The organism is Mycoplasma sp. 1781 (genome assembly GCF_053851675.1).
Genome location: NZ_JBSQBC010000002.1, coordinates 59,962 through 77,714 on the forward strand (window position 1 = coordinate 59,962; position 17,753 = coordinate 77,714).

Here is a 17,753-nt window from a genome sequence, read left to right on the forward strand (position 1 = left end):
AAAAGGATCGGCCTATGGCCAACCCTTTTTAATCTTAATTAAAAACAGTATAATAAAATTTTAATACATTAATTTATTTTCAAATAATTTTTCCTTGAATTTTTGAGTTTACTTTATCAATATCAATAATTTTTATATTTATGTTATCGCCAATTGAAACTAGTTCATTAGGATGGTTGATATATTGGGAATTTTCCTTCTTCATATTGCGAATATGAATCAAAACATTTTCCTTTAGGCCAATATAGGCAAATACACCGAAGTTGGTAATATTTTGAACCTGGCCAATAATTTCTTGACCCAGTTGGATATCGCTAAATTTTAAAATTTTGTCATTAACAATATATCCTGGTTTATCATCCCTTATATCCTTTCCAGGTGCTAATAAAGAATCAATAATTAGGTCAATGTCATATTGATTTGCGCCTAGGTTTTTAGCTAATTCATCCTTATTAGTTGAAAGCAATATTTCCTTATCGATATTTTTTAAATCAATAGCTAATTCTTTTATTATTCTATCGGCAAGTTCATATAAGTCAGGGTGTATATTTGTCTTATCATAAAATACATTAGAATCATAAATTCGTAGAAAACCAACTGATTGTTCATAAGCTTTAGGGCCTAAACCTTTAACCTTTTTAAGATCAGTTCTTGATTTAAATAAGCCGTTCTCATTACGATAATCAACAATATTTTGTGCTAATGATTTCGAAAGGCCAGAAACATACTCTAATATATATTTGGTTGCGGTGTTTAAATCAATTCCAACCATATTGACTGCCTTTCCGACTTTGAATGCTAATTTTAAAGATAATTCTTTTTGATTAACATCATGTTGATACTGACCTACCCCAAGAGATTTTGGTTCAATTTTAATTAGCTCATTCAAAGGATCTTGAAATTTTCTGCCTATATTAATTGCTGATCTAAATTCTAGTTCTAAATCAGGAAATTCCTCTTGCGCAATTTTTGAAGCCGAGTATACAGAAGCGCCTACTTCGCTAACAATGGCAAATTTAGTGTTTTTGTTTAATTCTTTTTCTCTTCTTATTTTTAATAATTTATCAATAAATTCTTCTGTTTCACGGCTAGCGGTTCCATTTCCAATAACAATTAGATCAATCTCATATTTGTTAAGTATTTCATGCATCTTTTTGACTGCATTTAGAAATTCTTCTTTTGAGTTAGTGTGTGGATGGATAACAAAACCTTCTAAATATTTTCCATTACCGTCTAGCATTGCACATTTGCAGCCGTTAGTATATCCAGGATCGATAGATAAAATATTTTTATTTTTTGTGGCTGGAGAAAGTAATAAATCTTCAAGATTTTGAGCAAAAATTTCAATAGCTTCTTTTTCGGCACGCTCAAATAAATCTGTCTTTATTTCTCTTATTATCGATGAAAATATTAAACGATCTAGTGAATCTTTTATTGCTTCATTAACAATCTTAGCTGTTCTTTTGTTGATGAAAAATTTGTTGTTTAGATAATAAATGATAACTTTTTCATTGAATTCAATTGTATATGAAATGATTTTTTTGTCTTCACCACGAGTAATAGCTAATACACGATGGTTAGGGATATTTTTAACCTTCTCGCTATAGTCATAATATTGTTTGAATGTTTCTTTTTCGTCATCCACACTTTTCTTTTTTGTTACGATAACACCGTAGTTTATAAGTTGATTTTTAACATATTCGCGAACTGAAATATCTTGTGAAATATTTTGAGCAATTATATATTTAGCTTGTTCTAAAACTTGCTCAACGTCTTTTAATGTATCTCCATTAATATATTTCGAAGCTTCTTTAAAAACATTAAATTTTTCATCCTTATTTGTCATAATAAGCTCAGCAAGTGGCCCTAATCCTAATGCAAGAGCTTCGGTGGCTTTTGTTTTTTTGCCTACCTTAAAAGGTTCATATATATTTTCAACTTCCTGCTTAGTTATTGCATCATCAATTTTTTTCGATATTTCAACATCAAGTAGCTTTTTTTCTTCAAGAATTTTTTTAACATATTCTTTCCTTTTTTGAAGTTCTACATCATATTCATAAAATTCGCTAATATTTGCAACTTGTTCTTCATCAAGACCACCGGTCACATCTTTTCTATAACGTGAAATAAAGGGAATTGTAGCGCCTTCTTTTAATAATTTAAGGGTTTCACTAACCTGCTCATTACGTATATTCAATCTTTTTGCAACATTTTTTATTGATAAATCAATCATAATTTCTCCAATTTTTATTTATTATCTTTAGTACATTAATTATAAAGAAATTATTTTTTAATAGGTCTTTTTAGATTTTTTTTAAAGCAAATTAATTTATAATTTTTAAGAATTATTGAATTGTAGGAAGAATAAATTTATGTTAAAAATTGGCATTATTGCAGAATATAATCCATTTCATAATGGTCATATATACTTAATTAATAAAATTAAAGAAAGATATCCAAATTCGCAAATTATTGTTGCCTTGTCCTCTAATTTTACCCAACGTGGTGAGATTGCTTGCGCTCCCTTTGCAAAAAGAAAAAAAATATGTATGAAATATGGTGTTGATAAGGTTGTTAAGCTAGATTTTGAAACTTCAACACAGGCAGCACACTTTTTTGCAAAAGGCTCAATTGATATGTTAGATAAACAAAAAATTGATATTCTTTTTTTTGGAACATCCGATAGCGATGAAATAAAAAAATATATAAGTGCTGCAAGGTTATTGGATGAAAATGCGGATTTATATAACAAAAATGTTAAGTTGCTTTTAAAACAAGGAAAATCCTTTATTTTATCCTGTTATGAATCGTTAAAACTATTCTTAAAAGAAGAAGAAATTCCGCAAGATATTTTGGGCTTTGAATACACTAAATATATATTAAAAAATAAACCTCATATTAAACTTGATTGTATAAAAAGGTCAATTTCACATCATTCTGGGGAAACAAGTTCAATTTATGCATCAGGAACAAAATTAAGAGAAATGATAAAAAATAATGAGGATATTTCAAATTTTTCTCCACTAAAAATTAAAAGAGTTAAGAGGATTGAAGATACATATAAAAAATTCCAAAGAATAATAAGACATTGGTCACCACAAAGAATCGCCAAAATTAAACTTGTTAGTGAAGGAATGGAAAATTTATTTAAGAAAAACATTGATGCTTTATCCTACGATGAATTTATTGATTCTTGTACATCAAAAAGATATACAAAATCACGTATTAAGCGAACTTATTTGTATGTCTTAAAGAAGTGATTTGCTAAAAAAAACTAGTATATTTTTAATTTTAAATTAAAGCGCAATTGAGGAAAAAAGTTAATTCTAAATTGGATGCAGCAAGTTATTAATACCTCTAGGTATTATTTTTTCATTATTATTGTTTATCGGGGTAATCATAGGCACTTCAGGGCTTCGAAGGTAAGAAGATACTGAAATAAAGATACATATTTTTTTTATAAATTATAATTTAGTTTAATAAGTTAAATATTCGAAAAAAATATAATAGGTTATACATTTGAAATTTAAAGGATTTATTTATGAGTGACTGGCTATTTTGATGAAGCAACATTTGTGCGAAACAAAAAAGTCTAAACAAGGTCATTTTGTTTCATTTGATCTATCACTGGCATTGTTTGTTTTTACTTTTATTGTTGTTGTAATGTCGATATATACATTTGTTGCAATATAGCTAATGTTGGTCCAGGTTTTGCGTCAATTCTTTTAATTATAATTTAACATCTATAGACCTACAATTATCATATTATTAATATTTTATGATAATGCTCTTAGTGAAATTAACAATGAAATTGTCACTATTTCTGAATTTCAATAATATAGACATTTAAGCAAAGCATTATTGTTTATGTTTGAATATAAACACTTTATTTTTGTTAATAATTGTTGACTTGATCTTGCTAATATTAATACTTGTAGGTTTTATTATCTTTTTTTATTTTAGCTTCAAAAGCTTAAAAAAATTTGATTCAATTTATTTAAAATATTTTTTTGAATCTAATCTAGATGAAAAACTTAAATGAGATTTTGTAAAAAAAACATTCAGGCGTATTTTCTGAATGTTTTTTGTCTTCAAAGTCTATGAATTATTTATTGCAAATTTTTAAATTCTTCTGTAGCATTAACTAGTGCTTCGGCAATCTTTTCTTCTTTTGAGGAATGACCTGCAATAACAAAATTTAACTTTGATTTGTTTAGATTTTTATGTAAAAGGTAAGCACCTTCTGGTCTGCAATCCATATCAAATCTACCGTGAATAATTATTGTTGGAATATTTTGAATTTTGTCAATATTTTTTAATATATAGTTATCTTCTAAAAAAATATGATTAATAAAATAATGATTTTCAAGTCTAGCTAATTCTAAATTGCTTTTCTGATTAGATAAAATTTCTTCTATTTCTGTTAGTGGATTCATCGTTATAAGCCCGAGTTCTCATTTAGCTCAATGGTATGCTGCATTGTATGCTAATTCAATATTTGGACTATTTAGATACTTGTGGTATGCCTTGATTAAATTATGTCTTTCTTCAATTGGAATAAAGTTGGAAAATTCTTCATATGCTTCAGGAAAATAGAAAGAAGCACCTTGCTGATAAAGGTAATAATCGTCTTCTTGGCGCCCTAAGAATACACCTCGCAAAATCATACCCAATACATTTTGGGGGTAATTAATGGCATAAATAAGTGACAAACAGGATCCTCATGAACCACCAAAAAGTATCCATTTATCAATATTTAAGTTTTTTCGCAACTCTTCAATATCGCTAATTAAGTTTAGTGTAGTATTTTCTTTTATTTCGGCAGATGGCATAGATTTGCCGCAACCTCTTTGATCGAATAAAATAATTCGGTAATGATTTGGATCAAAATATTGGCGATTTGATTCAGAAATCCCCCCTCCTGGACCACCATGTATAAATAAAATTGGTTGACCATTTGGGTTACCTACTTCTTCATAATATATAGAGTGAATATCGCTTACTTTTAAAAAACCAGTTTTATATGGTTCAATTGGTTCAAACATAACAATTTCCTTTTAGATAAAATATTAGTACTTAAAATTATATTTTAATATTTTAAAAAGTTAGAGGTTTAATGCACCCCTAACTCTTATTTTTTATATTAAATAATGTTTGTTTATAAAGTTAACTATTTCTTGCAATTTATTTAAATCCTGTTGAATAAATCCAGATGAGTTTAAGTGCCCACCGCCTAGAAAATAGTTTGCAACTTTTGATACATCATAAGTAGTTTTTGATCTAATTTCACAGCGATAATCACCCTGTTTTCGTTTTAATAATGCTAGTGAAACTTCGGTGTTAGATACTTCTGCAAATTTAGCAACAAGAGGTCTTGCGATATCATTTGAAACAATTTGATCAACAATCATATATGTAACTATTCCTTCTTTTTTGGAATTGTTTATTGCATTAAAAATGAATCTGTTTTCTTCCGCATTAAGTTGCATTTTTTTAAGTAAAAGATTATAATCTAGACCTTCCTTTAATAAAAATTCCATACATTTAAAAGTTTCTTGGGTAACATTTCTCTCTTTGAAAAATTCAGTATCAGTAATGATTGCCACAGTAAGGCCTTCGAGAACTTTTTTGTCTGTTTTTAAATTTAGTTCCATAACAAGTTTGGTCATTACTTGTCCGGTTGCAGGTCAAAAATCACCACCAATTTCAAATAATCATTTGCCTTCCAAAGGATGGTGGTCAATTTTAATTGATTCTTCGGTTTTGACTCTTTGATCAAAGATTCTATTCTTTGTAGATGTATCAACAACCACCTTTAGTGAGTTATTAAAAAAGTCATTATCAACTAATGAAATTTTTTCATCTTCCAAGAACAATAGGTTTCTTGGATAATCGCCGCCAGAAATTCTTACATTCTTATTTTTTAGGTTTATTTTTATAAGATGCTTGAGAGCGACTGCAGATCCTAGGGTATCACCATCTGGTTCAACATGAGTACATAATGTTATATTATTTGCGTTTTTTAGATATTCTCAAAATTTAATAAATTTTTGCTTCATATTTTCCATAATTTAGGCCACCGTTAATGAATAATTGTCAAAATAATGATCAACCGCAATTTTGGCGGATTTTTTGGCTATTTTAGATTTCTTGAATCAGTTTTTCATATTTGCTAGATTTTGAATTGTTCGCATATATGTTGTTTTATAAACATTTTTAATATCATTTTTAATTTTAACTAATATTTTTTTATATTGATTTAAATAGTCTATTTTATTTGTCATTAGCCTTTTATAATTTTTTTCATCTGGAATTAAATCATTTTTTAATCAATAATTGTATATAAATAATTGATCCTTCTTGTGTTTTGCAATCATATATTTTGCATATCTTGTTTCATTTTTGAATTCCTCATTGTTCACAAGAGCAATGGCAAGCGACTTAATAATCATATTTTGCTTAATCAGTTTTTTAAACCAAACATCTTGGCCAAAGAAGTATCCAGTTGTTAGTTTTGAGCGAATGATATTTGAAATTTGTTCAATTGTCAATAATACAATAATGGTAAAAATTAGGTATGATGAAAGCTTGTCTCAGTCTTCAGTTTTGGATGAGTATGTACTGATTTGGAAACCAAAATCACTAGCTCCTACGGCGCCAATTACTACTGTACTTTTGAAGTTAATTTCAACTCTATATAAGAAGTTAGACAGAGATTGCGGTAATATTGATTTAATAACAATAAATTTGACTTTTTGAAATCATGTCGCGCCTAGTGAGTCCAAGGATTGAAACACCTTGTGTGGAATTTTTTCAACTGACTCCATAATTAGTTTTCCAAGCATACCAATTGAATGTATCCCCAGTGCCAAGACCCCGGCGAATAGTTTTGAGTCTTTTGACAAGATTATAAAAAGAATGGCAAAAGTGAACGCTGGTATAGCACGAATAACAATAATAATCAATTTAAATGGGTAAGAAAAATACTTATTAATATTTTTTGCGGCAAGAATTCCTAATATTAGTGCAAAAAACAAACCAATGACTGAGGAAGCTATTGCCACTAGTAGAGCTGAAGCCCCTAATGGTATAACACTTGTTTTTGATGTTTTTCAATTGCCACCAAACAATGATCAATCCGGATTGAAAAGCTTATTAATTCCATCTTTGAATTGGCTAATTTTTATACTATTTCCAATTTTTCATTCAATTTGTGTTAGCGAAGCAAGGATAAGCGCAAACACAAGAATAATGACAAAAATCTTGAATATATATATTTTTGACTTTTGCTTTTTAAGCTGTTCTAATTGTTTTGCAAATGGAAGTTTTTCATCAATTTGAGGGTGCTTTTGAGAATATTCTAAAATGAATTTTTTAATCATATAGTTTAATGCTTCGATTACTATCATCAAGGCAATTAACACTCATAAAACAATTGACATATGTGATAGGTTATCTGTTATGGCGTATTGATCAGAAAGAAGTTGTCCAATTGTTGATATTCCAACAATTGATAAAATAGCTGCAAATCTAACAACCATTTCAAATGAGTAGAATCCATATGATACAATTCTCTTTATTAAATAAGGTAAAATTGCGCTTTTAAAGGCAAGAGTTTTATTATTACCAATCGCTTGCGCTCCCTGAAATGCACTTGTATCATAGGTGTCTAAGTCTTCATATAATCATTTTGTCATTAATGAGCTAACAAATATAGCAATTGAAAACATTGCCGCTAATGATTTTGAAAATAAGAAGAAAAAGATAAATGCGAATACAACTGGGGGGACTGCTCTAATTATCGACATTATTATTCTAAAGGGAAGATAAATTAATTTATCTTTAATAATATTTTTAGAGCTTAATAATGCTAGCGGTACTGATATAAAAATACCAAGTATAGTGCCTAATATTGAGTATGAAATAGTGGTTCATAAATAGGATAAGCTGCGCAAGAAGGTTGCATAAGGCGTGAACTCTGCAGCTCCGATTTGCGCTTTTTTATTAGTCTCAAAAAAGTGTGAAATATGATTTCAAAAAGCTTTTCAGTTTTGAAAATCAGGTTTAATAGCAGCGATTATTATTACAACCAAAATAAAGATTAGTGCACCACCCAAGATTTTGAACCAAGGGAACTTTTTAGTTACCTTTTGGCCATTGATGTCAACGAATTTAGGATTAAAGTAATTTGTTACTGATTCACTAAATAATTTTAGTTTGCTTTTATATTCAATAGGACCGCTAGATTTGCTTTGCTGTTTATCCATTTCTAGATTTCCAATTTTTTAATTTTTTCTTTAATTTCATTTTGAATAATTAGTCTTTTTCTACGGTTTTCATTGAATTGTTCTTCATCAAATTGTTCCAATTTTTTTCCATATATTTCTTTTAATTGTTCTAAATTAACTTTATCTCAACTATCATTAAAAATAATTTTGCCTTTTTTTACCCCTATTATTCGATCTGCATATTGTAGGGCTAGATCAACATGATGGAGATTTGCAATTATGGTAATTTTTTCAGATTTGTTAGCTATTAAAAAACCATCCATAACACTTTTAGCCATAATCGGATCAAGTGCCCCTACAGGTTCATCTGCAAGAATAATTTTTGGTTTTTGGGCTAGAGTACGTGCTAAGGCCACACGCTGCATCTGACCGCCTGATAAATCTTTTGCTAAATCATAAGCATTTTCTAGAATATTAACTTTTGCTAAACATTGATATGCTAGTTCAATATCGCTTTTACTATAAAATCCAAAAAACGCTCTAAATAAATTCATTTGTGGTAATCTTGCCGAGAGAACATTTTGTAGTACAGTGATGTTTTCAACTAGATTATAATTTTGAAAGATAATTCCAATTTTTGTTCTAAATTGTCTTAATTTTTTTCCTTTTAATTCATTAACATTGTAAGGTCCAACCGTTAATTTTCCTGAGGTAATGGTATTTATTTTGTTTACTGTTTTAATTAGTGTGGTTTTTCCGGCTCCCGATAGACCAATAATTGCGACAAACTCGCCTTGATTAATTGAAAGATTTACATCAATTAAGCCCTTAGTTCCATTAGGATATGTTTTTGATACGTTATCTCAATTGATATTTCAATTATTATTAGTATTTTGTTGTATGTTGCTAATACTTTTTATTTTTAGATTTTTATTCATAATTAAGTTTTATATTAAATTAAGTTTTTGTATTATTCTAAGAAAGATTTAAAGCCTTCAAAATGTTTTTTAAATCATTGTTCAGGGTATATATATGAGGCGGCTGATGTTGTTGAAGTATAACCATAAATTACATAATCCTTTACTTCTGATCATTTTAGTTTTCAATTAGAACCTTGTTCTTTTAGGGCTTTAATAACAATTTTGTAAATTTCAGAATCTTTGCGAACATAAATATATGAACGATAGAAGCCAACGGTTGGAAGTTCTTCTCCTGTTGCCAACGAATCAATATGTGTTTTTAATTCATCGTTGTATCCGTTTGCAGTTGAATTTGGATTTTTAGATGGTTCCTTGTTGATATAAAGATTATTTTTATTAAATATTTTGTAGTTATTAAATGCTTCAACTAGTAGTTTTTCATCATTAAATTTAGGTGTTGATGGATTCTGCTTGCTTATATATGGGTCAATAATTTGGACATTTCTACCAGCTTGAATAATAAAGCTAGAATCTCCGGATAGCTTAGCTCATGTATCGACAGGTAGAAAGGCGACATCGATCGATTTAGCTTTCAAAGCTGTTGCAGCACTATTGTAATCACTTGAAACACTAATTTCAATATTTTTGATTCCTTTTTCCTTTATTCATAATTGTAGTTTCTCTGTTGCTTTTTGTACTAATGCGGCATCAGAAGAAGGAATGAATTGAATTTTAAGGTTTTTCTTTTCATCAACAGTTGTGAATTTATTTGTTTTTTCATCAAAGGAAATATATTCACTATCGCCCTTAGGAATAACTTCATAGGCTTTTTTTGAATCTCCATTTATGTTGTAAACGATATTTGCATCAAATCCAACTGGAGCATAGCCATCATGGTTGTATATTTTGAATATACTTTGGATCTTGTTATTTTTATCTAAGTAAGTTAGATTGCTTTCTTTGTTAGAATCTTTATTATCTTTTACTTGTTTGTTTGATTCTTTTATTGCAGCAATTAAAAGTTGTTGAAGAGCCTTAATATCGCCAAGCTTTAAGTCAGATCTCGCTTGAACACCATCATTTGAAATGTGCGATGTAGCTCCAATAACTGCTAGATCATTAGCATGGTCTTTAGCATAAAAACGAGCGTCTGATCATGCTCCAGCAACAGTGATTGATTTGTTAGCTAGTTTTTGCATAGCATCAGCATAGCCCTGGGTTTTTATTGCTTCGACATTGGAATCTGTTGTGCATTGTGAAGAAATTAGACCTATAGCCATCGTAAGTATAGAAGCACTAGTTATAACTGAAGGTAGTAAGAACTTTCTGATTGATTTTTTCATTTGTTTTCCTTTTTGTGTGGATTTTCTTTAATATAAAGTATTTAAATTTACAAACGAAATTATATTAAAAACTCAAGGAGCAATAAAAAAACACTTATTAGAAGAGTTTTTTTAAAAAAATTAACAAGTATGAAAAAAAATAAATTTTTTGTGGTGAAAAATTATATTATAAAATTAGTTTTTTTATGAAATTACAATTTTTTCATTTTGCTGCAATTTAACGTAAATGTTAAAAAAAAGTTATTTTATAAATTTTGTGTAATCTCATTTGGTTCGAAAATTTAAGATAAAAGTTTAGTGTATTAAAATTGCAATATTAGCAATAATAAAATCTTCAAATTTTCTCTAAATTTTAATGATAAAAATAAATATTTATATTTGTAATTTATAATAAATATGTTTTTTAGAATGGAGAATTCATGCAAGATAATAAAAAAATTGAGGTTTCATTAGGCCTAGATTTAGGGATTGGTTCAGTAGGCTGGTCGCTTGTTAATAATGAAACTAACGAAGTTATTGCGCTAGGTTCTAGATTGTTTGATGAACCTAATTTAGCTGAAGATAGAAGAGCACACAGATCTCTTAGAAGAAGCATAAGAAGAAAAGCTTTAAAGAAAAATGCTTATGCAAAATTAGTTATTAAATATAGCAAAATGTTTAATTTAGATTTAAAATCTGTCGAAGATGTTTTAAATATTTATTTAAAATCTTCACAAAAACACCCACATATTATAGATTTAAAATACAAAGCATTATCAAAAGAAATTTTATCAGAAGAATTAATCTGAATACTACACGATTATTTAAAAAATCGTGGTGTATTTTATGAAATAGAAGAAGAAACCAAAGATAATAAAGGCGGCGATAAGAATAACAGTTCATTTGCCGAATTTAAAGACGATTCAAAATATCCAAGCGAAATTGAAAAAAAATACTTTGATAGATTCGGATTTGTCAAAAACATTGAAGCAAATACAGGTAATTTATTTACTAATAAAAGATGAGTTGCCGAACTTGAAAAACTTTTCGAAGTTCAGTCTAAAAAATATGACCAAAAATCATTTAAAGAATTTAGTGATAATTATCTAAATTTATTTAAATATATACGTTCATTTGAACAAGGGCCTGGCAATATAAAAAGTCCGAGTGAATACGGAATTTTTCAAAGAGATGAAAATGGTGAAGTTATTCAAAAATATACTGTAATATGAGAAAAAACCACTGGAAAATGTAGCGTGTTTAAAAAAGACAATAGAGCGCCTATTAATACGCCAAGTGCAGAAATGTTTAATTTATTACACAATTTAAACAATACAACTTTCTATATTGACGAAAATTCACAAAATAAAATAAATCTAGACAATCAAGTTAAAAAAGATCTAATTTTAAATTGATTTAATTCATTTAAAAACGATAAAAAAGTTAAAAACATAGATAAAAAATCAATTATTAAAGAAATGAAAAAAATTAATAATGATTTAACTACAAATAGTTTTAGCAATGAAGATATCGATTATAGAAATCTAAATATAACAAATGAAATTTTAAATATCTTTGTAAAAAATAATTGTATTGCTTCAATGTTTAACAGTGAAAATTTATTCAATGTAATAAGAGACTTAGATAAGCTATATCAACCAATATTTTATAATAGAAGTATTGATGACCGTATCAACAAGCTAAACGATAAAGAATGTATTAAAGTATTCAATAAATATTTATTAAATGAAAGTGATATTCAGAACACGATAAAAGATATTGCTCAAAGTTCTAAATTAAAAGGAAATAAAACACATTCACTTTCATACCGTGTTTTTGAACATACGTTGCAGGCATTGTTTGATGAAATTACCAATCTAGAGTCATTAAAATGAAATAAAGAAAGTGATTTATATAAAGCAGTTAGTGAATATAATAAAGAAAATGAAATTAAACTAATTTCAAAAGAACAAACTGGCAAATATTTACAAGCCAATTTTTTAGACGATTTAATTGTTTCTCCAGCAGTTAAAAGTTCAATTAGAGAAAGCGTTAAGGTATTTAACCAAATTATCAAAGAATTTGGAAAAAAATATTTAATCACAAAAGTTGGCCTAGAAATGCCAAGGGATAAAAACGGTGAAGAAGAAGCTAAAAAAATTAGTGCTCAAAATAAACACAATAAAAAAGTTAATGATCTAATTGAAGTGGCAGTAAAAGAAAGAACTATGGATAATTCATTCAGTATTTCAAATTGCTCAGATCATACAAAATTAAAGTTATTGCTATGATTACAACAGGACGGAATTGATTTATATTCTCTTCAAGATATTGATTTAAGAAAAGTTTATAAAGATCCAGGATATACAGATATTGATCATATTCTTCCTCAAAGCAAAAGTTTTGACGATTCAATCAGAAACAAGGTTTTGGTACTAAAAGAGTCAAATAGGCAAAAGAAAAATAAGGTTCCTAAAGACTTTTTATCAACCGAAAAATTTGAAGAGCTAAAAAAATGGTTATATGTACATTGAAGATCAAAAGCCGATAAATATACTTCTAAAAAAGATAAAATCAAAGATTTACCTTGATTTAAAACATACGATGAATTAATTGCAAAGTGCAACAATTTATTGCATGACACACTTTCTCAAAGCGATGAAATAGAATTTGCTTCTAGAAATTTAAACGACACGCGTTATGCATGTAAAGAATTTTTAAGTATTTTAGCAAACTATGCTAAAAATCATGACAATCAATTCACAATAAAACCTATTAGAGGTAAATTTACAAGCATAATTAGAAAATTAGCGCAATTGGATAAAAAGAACCGTGATGAATTTGATCACCATGCTATTGATGCTTCAATATTGGCAATTGCAGCAAACAATATGAAAATGAACCATAATAAATGAGCAATTTTGGAAAACTACTACATTGACAAAGACAACAACATTATTGATAAAGAAACTGGTGAATTTATTTGTAAGCGTTCTGATTTAACTGTCAATACCGAGGATATAACAGATAAAGTAAAAAAATCGATAGGTGAAAATAGACAACAAGAAATTAAATCTAAAGTAAGATTTACAAGAAAATTAACGAAAGATCATAATATCGAACTATTTAATGCAACTTTATACTCTTCTATCAAAGATCCAGATGATGAAAATATAATTTATAAAGTTGAACGTAAAAGTGTCTATGATATGAAAGATTACTTCGAAAAAGAAGATAAACACGATAATGTATTAATGTTCAGAAGTCACCCTCAAGAGTTTAATAAACTTAAAAATATTTATCTAGAATATAAAGGTGAAAAAAGTCCTTTTGAAGTCTATATGAATGATTTACAAAAAACATATAGTGAATTAATTTCAGAAGAGTATAAAGATTTCTGTAAAAATAACCAAATTTTATTACTTGTTGAAAATAATAAAGTCAAAATGGTTAAAAAATTAAAAATAGTTAGTGATAAAAAAGATATTAACAATGTAGCTTTAAATAAAAATGATAGCAAGTCATTTAAAGAATCATTTAATTGGGTTGCGCTATTGATTTATAAAACAAGAAAAGATAAATATGCTTATATCCCGGTAAATGCAAAAATCTACACATTTGATAACAATAAAAAATCTGATTTTTCTTTAGAAGAAATTTACAATCAAAAAGAATTAAATAGAATTAAAAAAACATTAGACATTCCAGAGGAAAATAAAATAATTGATGTCTGATATAAAAATACGTTGTTTAAGAACGCAATCGATAATCAAGTCTATTATTTATGCGGCGCAGTTTATAGTTCTCAAACTATTGAGGTTAAATACATTTCAAAAAGAAATGTAATAAAAAATGGAGAAAAATTAGGAGAAAAAAGGCTAATAACTACAATTTCTTCTTTTTGCTCGAAATCAATAAAAACAAAAAATAGAATAATTTAAAATATTTTAAAGGTACTGCAGATAAATTTACACAAAATTTACTACACTGCCATAACCAACCAATTTTAAAGTTATTTAAATTATTCAAAATTTTTAATAAACACACGTCAAAACTATATATTGTTCATACATTTTTAATTGGTTAATTGGCTTTTTTATTAAATGCGATATGAAAGCTTCTGCGTTGTTATTAATAAAGTCAATATTTTTATCATTAATTTCTATTAGCTCATAAAAATTATTATTTATATATTTGCACAAAGAAAATAACAAGTTGGAATGATTTAAACCTAAATATTTTTTGATTATCTTCTTATTGCTATAAATAAAATTAATTAGTTCATCATGCTTTTATTGTGCATAAAATTATTAAAAATAAGTTTTAAATCTAGATTTTCTTTAGACTTTAATTGTTCTAAACCATACTTTAATTCAGCAGAATTATTAAAAATTGTATTAATTTTTTGAAATAGATGAAATCTACATAATATGTATTTAGCCTTTATTTTCTTTGCTAAATTTGAAATTCATTTTGCCCCATCACCAAGCACAATTAGCCTGCAATTTTTATCATAATATTTTTTAATAACTATATTTATTTGCTCAATTAAATATGCAAGATTTATCTGTTTTTGGGTTCTTGAAAAGATAAAAAAATGATTCTTATTTATTATATTTTTGTTTTTATCAAGCATAAAAAAAATATGATTCTTGTTCTAAATTTACTTACTTTATTTTTATTTTGTTTAGTATTAAAATATGTATCATCTACACTAATATAGATTGTATTATTAGAAGAATTATCCAAACTCTTAATTAATCTATTTTGTTCAATTCTTTTACTAATATTAAATTGCTGCCTTCACATAACGACAAATCAAGGTTTTTGAGATATTGTATCTCATAGAAATAACACGTAAATTCGCTCCATCTAAATACCATTTTTTGCCTTTTTCCAATAAAGAAATATCAACTCTTCTTTTGAAATTATCATTCAAAAATACGTTCTTATTAAATATATAAGTATGTAATAAAACTTTATTATCATCATAGTATTTATATTTGGTAATTTTTATGCATAAAATCCCGAATTCTAGTTTAATTTTTCTAGTTATATATGAATGTATTAATACCCCTTTTTGCTTACGTTCATCAGAATTTATAAACGCTTCGTCTTCTTTTTCTATTTTTTCTTTTAGCATTTCTAATATATAGTTATTCATAAAATAATAATGTTTTAAATGAGGCAAAAAATATATAAAATTCTCATAAATTAAAAACAATTCGCTAAAAATTTTTAATATATGTATAAAAAAGATATATAATATTGATATATTGTGAGCAGAGAGGCGCAACTCCCGCGGTCGGCTGGCAAAACGAAGGAAAAAGAAAAAGTGCGCAAAAACTAGCAACAGCTAGTTTTTTATATATAATTTGGAACTGTATGAGTATATATAAAGGAACGATTTGAAAAATAAGAGATATGTTAAATCGCAACAAAAATGAAAAAATCAAAAAAGTTACACCAAAAAATGATGCAACTTTTTTGATTGGTGCAGATCGACAATACTATTTTTATATAGACAATAAAAGATATAAAGCTCTTGAATTAAATGAAAATGACATTCAAATGTATGAGAATATAACATATAGTAAAAAGCTTCCTCTTGAAATATCGGCGGCTTAAAAAATGTAAAACACCAAAAAGCTAGATATTAGCGCAATCAGATGCTATCTAAAAAAACAGAAATTTTAGAATATTTTATTAAAACTGGCCTTATTTCGCAAAGAGAAATAGATTTAATGTGATCAATTAATGAAGATTTAGAAAAAATAAGAAGAGACATAAATTTTTATAAATTATTCTATTCATGGTAGAGTTTTTTTATTAGAAATTATGCAAAATGTATACTTAAACAAGTTCAAAATATTGGTGGCTCATTTTTCATGCTAATTAATGTGAATTTAAACGTTTTTATACAAAAATGATATTTTAGTACTATACTATTTTTAAGCAAGGTTAGACCAATTAAAATTGGTGGAAACACAAAAGAATATTTTAGTACTATACTATTTTTAAGCAAGGTTAGACTAGAATTATTTTTTGATATTTCTCAACGAAATTTTAGTACTATACTATTTTTAAGCAAGGTTAGACCATTACAAGAAATATATGACGAACATAGTAATTTTAGTACTATACTATTTTTAAGCAAGGTTAGACAATTTAATGAGAAAGTAAATGATTTAATAGATTTTAGTACTATACTATTTTTAAGCAAGGTTAGACTGAAACTCAATGTATCCATCAATAATGTTAAATTTTAGTACTATACTATTTTTAAGCAAGGTTAGACATTATATAAAAAATAAGTAATAAATAGTCCATTTTAGTACTATACTATTTTTAAGCAAGGTTAGACAAAATGAATTAAATTCAGAACTATTTATTAATTTTAGTACTATACTATTTTTAAGCAAGGTTAGACAATATTTAAGTGAAGACACTAAAAAAGCAAATTTTAGTACTATACTATTTTTAAGCAAGGTTAGACTAAAAAATAGAATAATTTTTAAAACAAGATATTTTAGTACTATACTATTTTTAAGCAAGGTTAGACTTTTACAAATAAATATAGATAAGTATATAGATTTTAGTACTATACTATTTTTAAGCAAGGTTAGACTGACTGACGGATACATTGAATTTCAATCATATTTTAGTACTATACTATTTTTAAGCAAGGTTAGACTTTGATTTACTACTTCATTAGTTGCGTATGATTTTAGTACTATACTATTTTTAAGCAAGGTTAGACTTAACTAATCAATCTTTGTTGATTTACGCTTTTTTTATCAAAATAAAATGATAAAACTTTTGAAGCTGAAACATTGATACATGCAACAATTGTTCATAAGGTTTGATCAACAAAAAAATGAATAGATCCATCAAGTTCAACACATTCGCCAATATTTACTAATTTTCTTTTTGAGATTATGGTTGGTTTTGCAATCTCTTCTTTAGGCAAAATATTTGGCTTATAAGGTATATATTTTTTACAAAAGTTCTTTGTTTTTTTATTGTATTTTTATGAGCAAAAGCACTTAGAAAACCGCTTTGTGTAAGTCTTCTTGTTAATTGGCTATATGATATTTTTACATTAGCTTTTCTTTCATAAAACAAACACTAAGACATATATGAATTGCAAGAACTATTTTTTGTTCTAGCAATTATTTTTTGCTTTCATATTTTTTTAATAATTGATAATTAAATCATTACTGTAAATCTTTTTTCTATCGCCTCGTTGATTGCCATGTGCTAAGTTAACTTCTTTTTTGCAT

At 26.8% G+C, this 17,753-nt stretch carries 14 protein-coding genes and 1 CRISPR repeat array; of the genes, 5 read left to right on the top strand and 9 right to left on the bottom strand.

Annotated elements, in window-relative coordinates; translation table 4 throughout:
• Nucleotides 1-73: 73 nt before the first annotated feature.
• Entirely contained in the window at nucleotides 74-2,233 is a 2,160-nt protein-coding gene (locus ACWXVP_RS00460) for a helix-hairpin-helix domain-containing protein (RefSeq protein ID WP_456012562.1), read from the bottom strand.
• 139 nt (nucleotides 2,234-2,372) lie between these two features.
• Here ACWXVP_RS00460 and ACWXVP_RS00465 point away from each other — a divergent pair, with 139 nt between their 5' ends.
• Both ACWXVP_RS00465 and ACWXVP_RS00470 read left to right on the top strand, forming a co-directional pair.
• Nucleotides 2,373-3,278 carry a nucleotidyltransferase gene (locus tag ACWXVP_RS00465; protein WP_456012563.1) on the top strand — a complete coding sequence of 302 codons (906 nt, stop codon included), beginning with the start codon at nucleotides 2,373-2,375 and terminating at the stop codon, nucleotides 3,276-3,278.
• A 241-nt stretch (nucleotides 3,279-3,519) separates the two neighbouring features.
• Nucleotides 3,520-3,693: a hypothetical protein gene (locus tag ACWXVP_RS00470; protein ID WP_455994505.1), complete on the top strand. Its 174-nt coding sequence runs from the start codon at nucleotides 3,520-3,522 to the stop codon at nucleotides 3,691-3,693.
• 416 nt (nucleotides 3,694-4,109) lie between these two features.
• Here the strand turns inward: ACWXVP_RS00470 and pip are convergent, their stop codons facing one another.
• From pip to ACWXVP_RS00495, 5 genes are all read right to left on the bottom strand, one after another.
• The gene (pip, locus tag ACWXVP_RS00475) at nucleotides 4,110-5,045 is read right to left on the bottom strand and encodes a prolyl aminopeptidase (RefSeq protein WP_456012565.1); all 936 of its coding nucleotides are present in this window, start codon (nucleotides 5,043-5,045) and stop codon (nucleotides 4,110-4,112) included.
• Nucleotides 5,046-5,138: 93 nt separating this feature from the next.
• Nucleotides 5,139-6,059, bottom strand: a complete 921-nt coding sequence (locus ACWXVP_RS00480; RefSeq protein WP_456012567.1) for a DHH family phosphoesterase — start codon at nucleotides 6,057-6,059, stop codon at nucleotides 5,139-5,141.
• A gap of 12 nt (nucleotides 6,060-6,071) precedes the next feature.
• Nucleotides 6,072-8,267, bottom strand: coding sequence for a PhnE/PtxC family ABC transporter permease (locus ACWXVP_RS00485; protein ID WP_456012569.1), 2,196 nt, complete (start codon nucleotides 8,265-8,267; stop codon nucleotides 6,072-6,074).
• A 2-nt stretch (nucleotides 8,268-8,269) separates the two neighbouring features.
• Complete coding sequence (phnC, locus tag ACWXVP_RS00490) at nucleotides 8,270-9,166, bottom strand: phosphonate ABC transporter ATP-binding protein (protein WP_456012571.1); 897 nt, start codon at nucleotides 9,164-9,166, stop codon at nucleotides 8,270-8,272.
• Between the two features lie 32 nt (nucleotides 9,167-9,198).
• Nucleotides 9,199-10,491, bottom strand: coding sequence for a hypothetical protein (locus ACWXVP_RS00495; RefSeq protein ID WP_456012573.1), 1,293 nt, complete (start codon nucleotides 10,489-10,491; stop codon nucleotides 9,199-9,201).
• 419 nt (nucleotides 10,492-10,910) lie between these two features.
• Between ACWXVP_RS00495 and cas9 the strand changes: the two genes are divergently transcribed.
• Nucleotides 10,911-14,411 (top strand): type II CRISPR RNA-guided endonuclease Cas9, encoded by a 3,501-nt coding sequence (gene cas9, locus ACWXVP_RS00500; RefSeq protein ID WP_456012575.1) that lies wholly within the window; start codon nucleotides 10,911-10,913, stop codon nucleotides 14,409-14,411.
• A 335-nt stretch (nucleotides 14,412-14,746) separates the two neighbouring features.
• Here cas9 and ACWXVP_RS00505 read toward each other — a convergent pair whose 3' ends face one another.
• Both ACWXVP_RS00505 and ACWXVP_RS00510 read right to left on the bottom strand, forming a co-directional pair.
• The gene (locus ACWXVP_RS00505; protein WP_456012577.1) at nucleotides 14,747-15,106 is read right to left on the bottom strand and encodes a UPF0236 family transposase-like protein; all 360 of its coding nucleotides are present in this window, start codon (nucleotides 15,104-15,106) and stop codon (nucleotides 14,747-14,749) included.
• Nucleotides 15,107-15,259: 153 nt separating this feature from the next.
• On the bottom strand, nucleotides 15,260-15,634 hold the full coding sequence (locus ACWXVP_RS00510; RefSeq protein ID WP_456012579.1) for a hypothetical protein: 375 nt from the start codon (nucleotides 15,632-15,634) through the stop codon (nucleotides 15,260-15,262).
• A 104-nt stretch (nucleotides 15,635-15,738) separates the two neighbouring features.
• Between ACWXVP_RS00510 and ACWXVP_RS00515 the strand changes: the two genes are divergently transcribed.
• Both ACWXVP_RS00515 and ACWXVP_RS00520 read left to right on the top strand, forming a co-directional pair.
• Entirely contained in the window at nucleotides 15,739-16,098 is a 360-nt protein-coding gene (locus ACWXVP_RS00515) for a hypothetical protein (RefSeq protein ID WP_456012581.1), read from the top strand.
• Nucleotides 16,099-16,139: 41 nt separating this feature from the next.
• Entirely contained in the window at nucleotides 16,140-16,289 is a 150-nt protein-coding gene (locus tag ACWXVP_RS00520; RefSeq protein WP_456012583.1) for a hypothetical protein, read from the top strand.
• Between the two features lie 112 nt (nucleotides 16,290-16,401).
• A CRISPR array of direct repeats spans nucleotides 16,402-17,230; the repeat unit is 36 nt; unit sequence ATTTTAGTACTATACTATTTTTAAGCAAGGTTAGAC.
• On the opposite strand, the gene ACWXVP_RS00525 is transcribed toward ACWXVP_RS00520, so the two are convergent.
• Nucleotides 17,231-17,440, bottom strand: coding sequence for a hypothetical protein (locus ACWXVP_RS00525; protein ID WP_456012585.1), 210 nt, complete (start codon nucleotides 17,438-17,440; stop codon nucleotides 17,231-17,233). It lies immediately after the preceding feature.
• Nucleotides 17,441-17,753 lie beyond the last annotated feature (313 nt).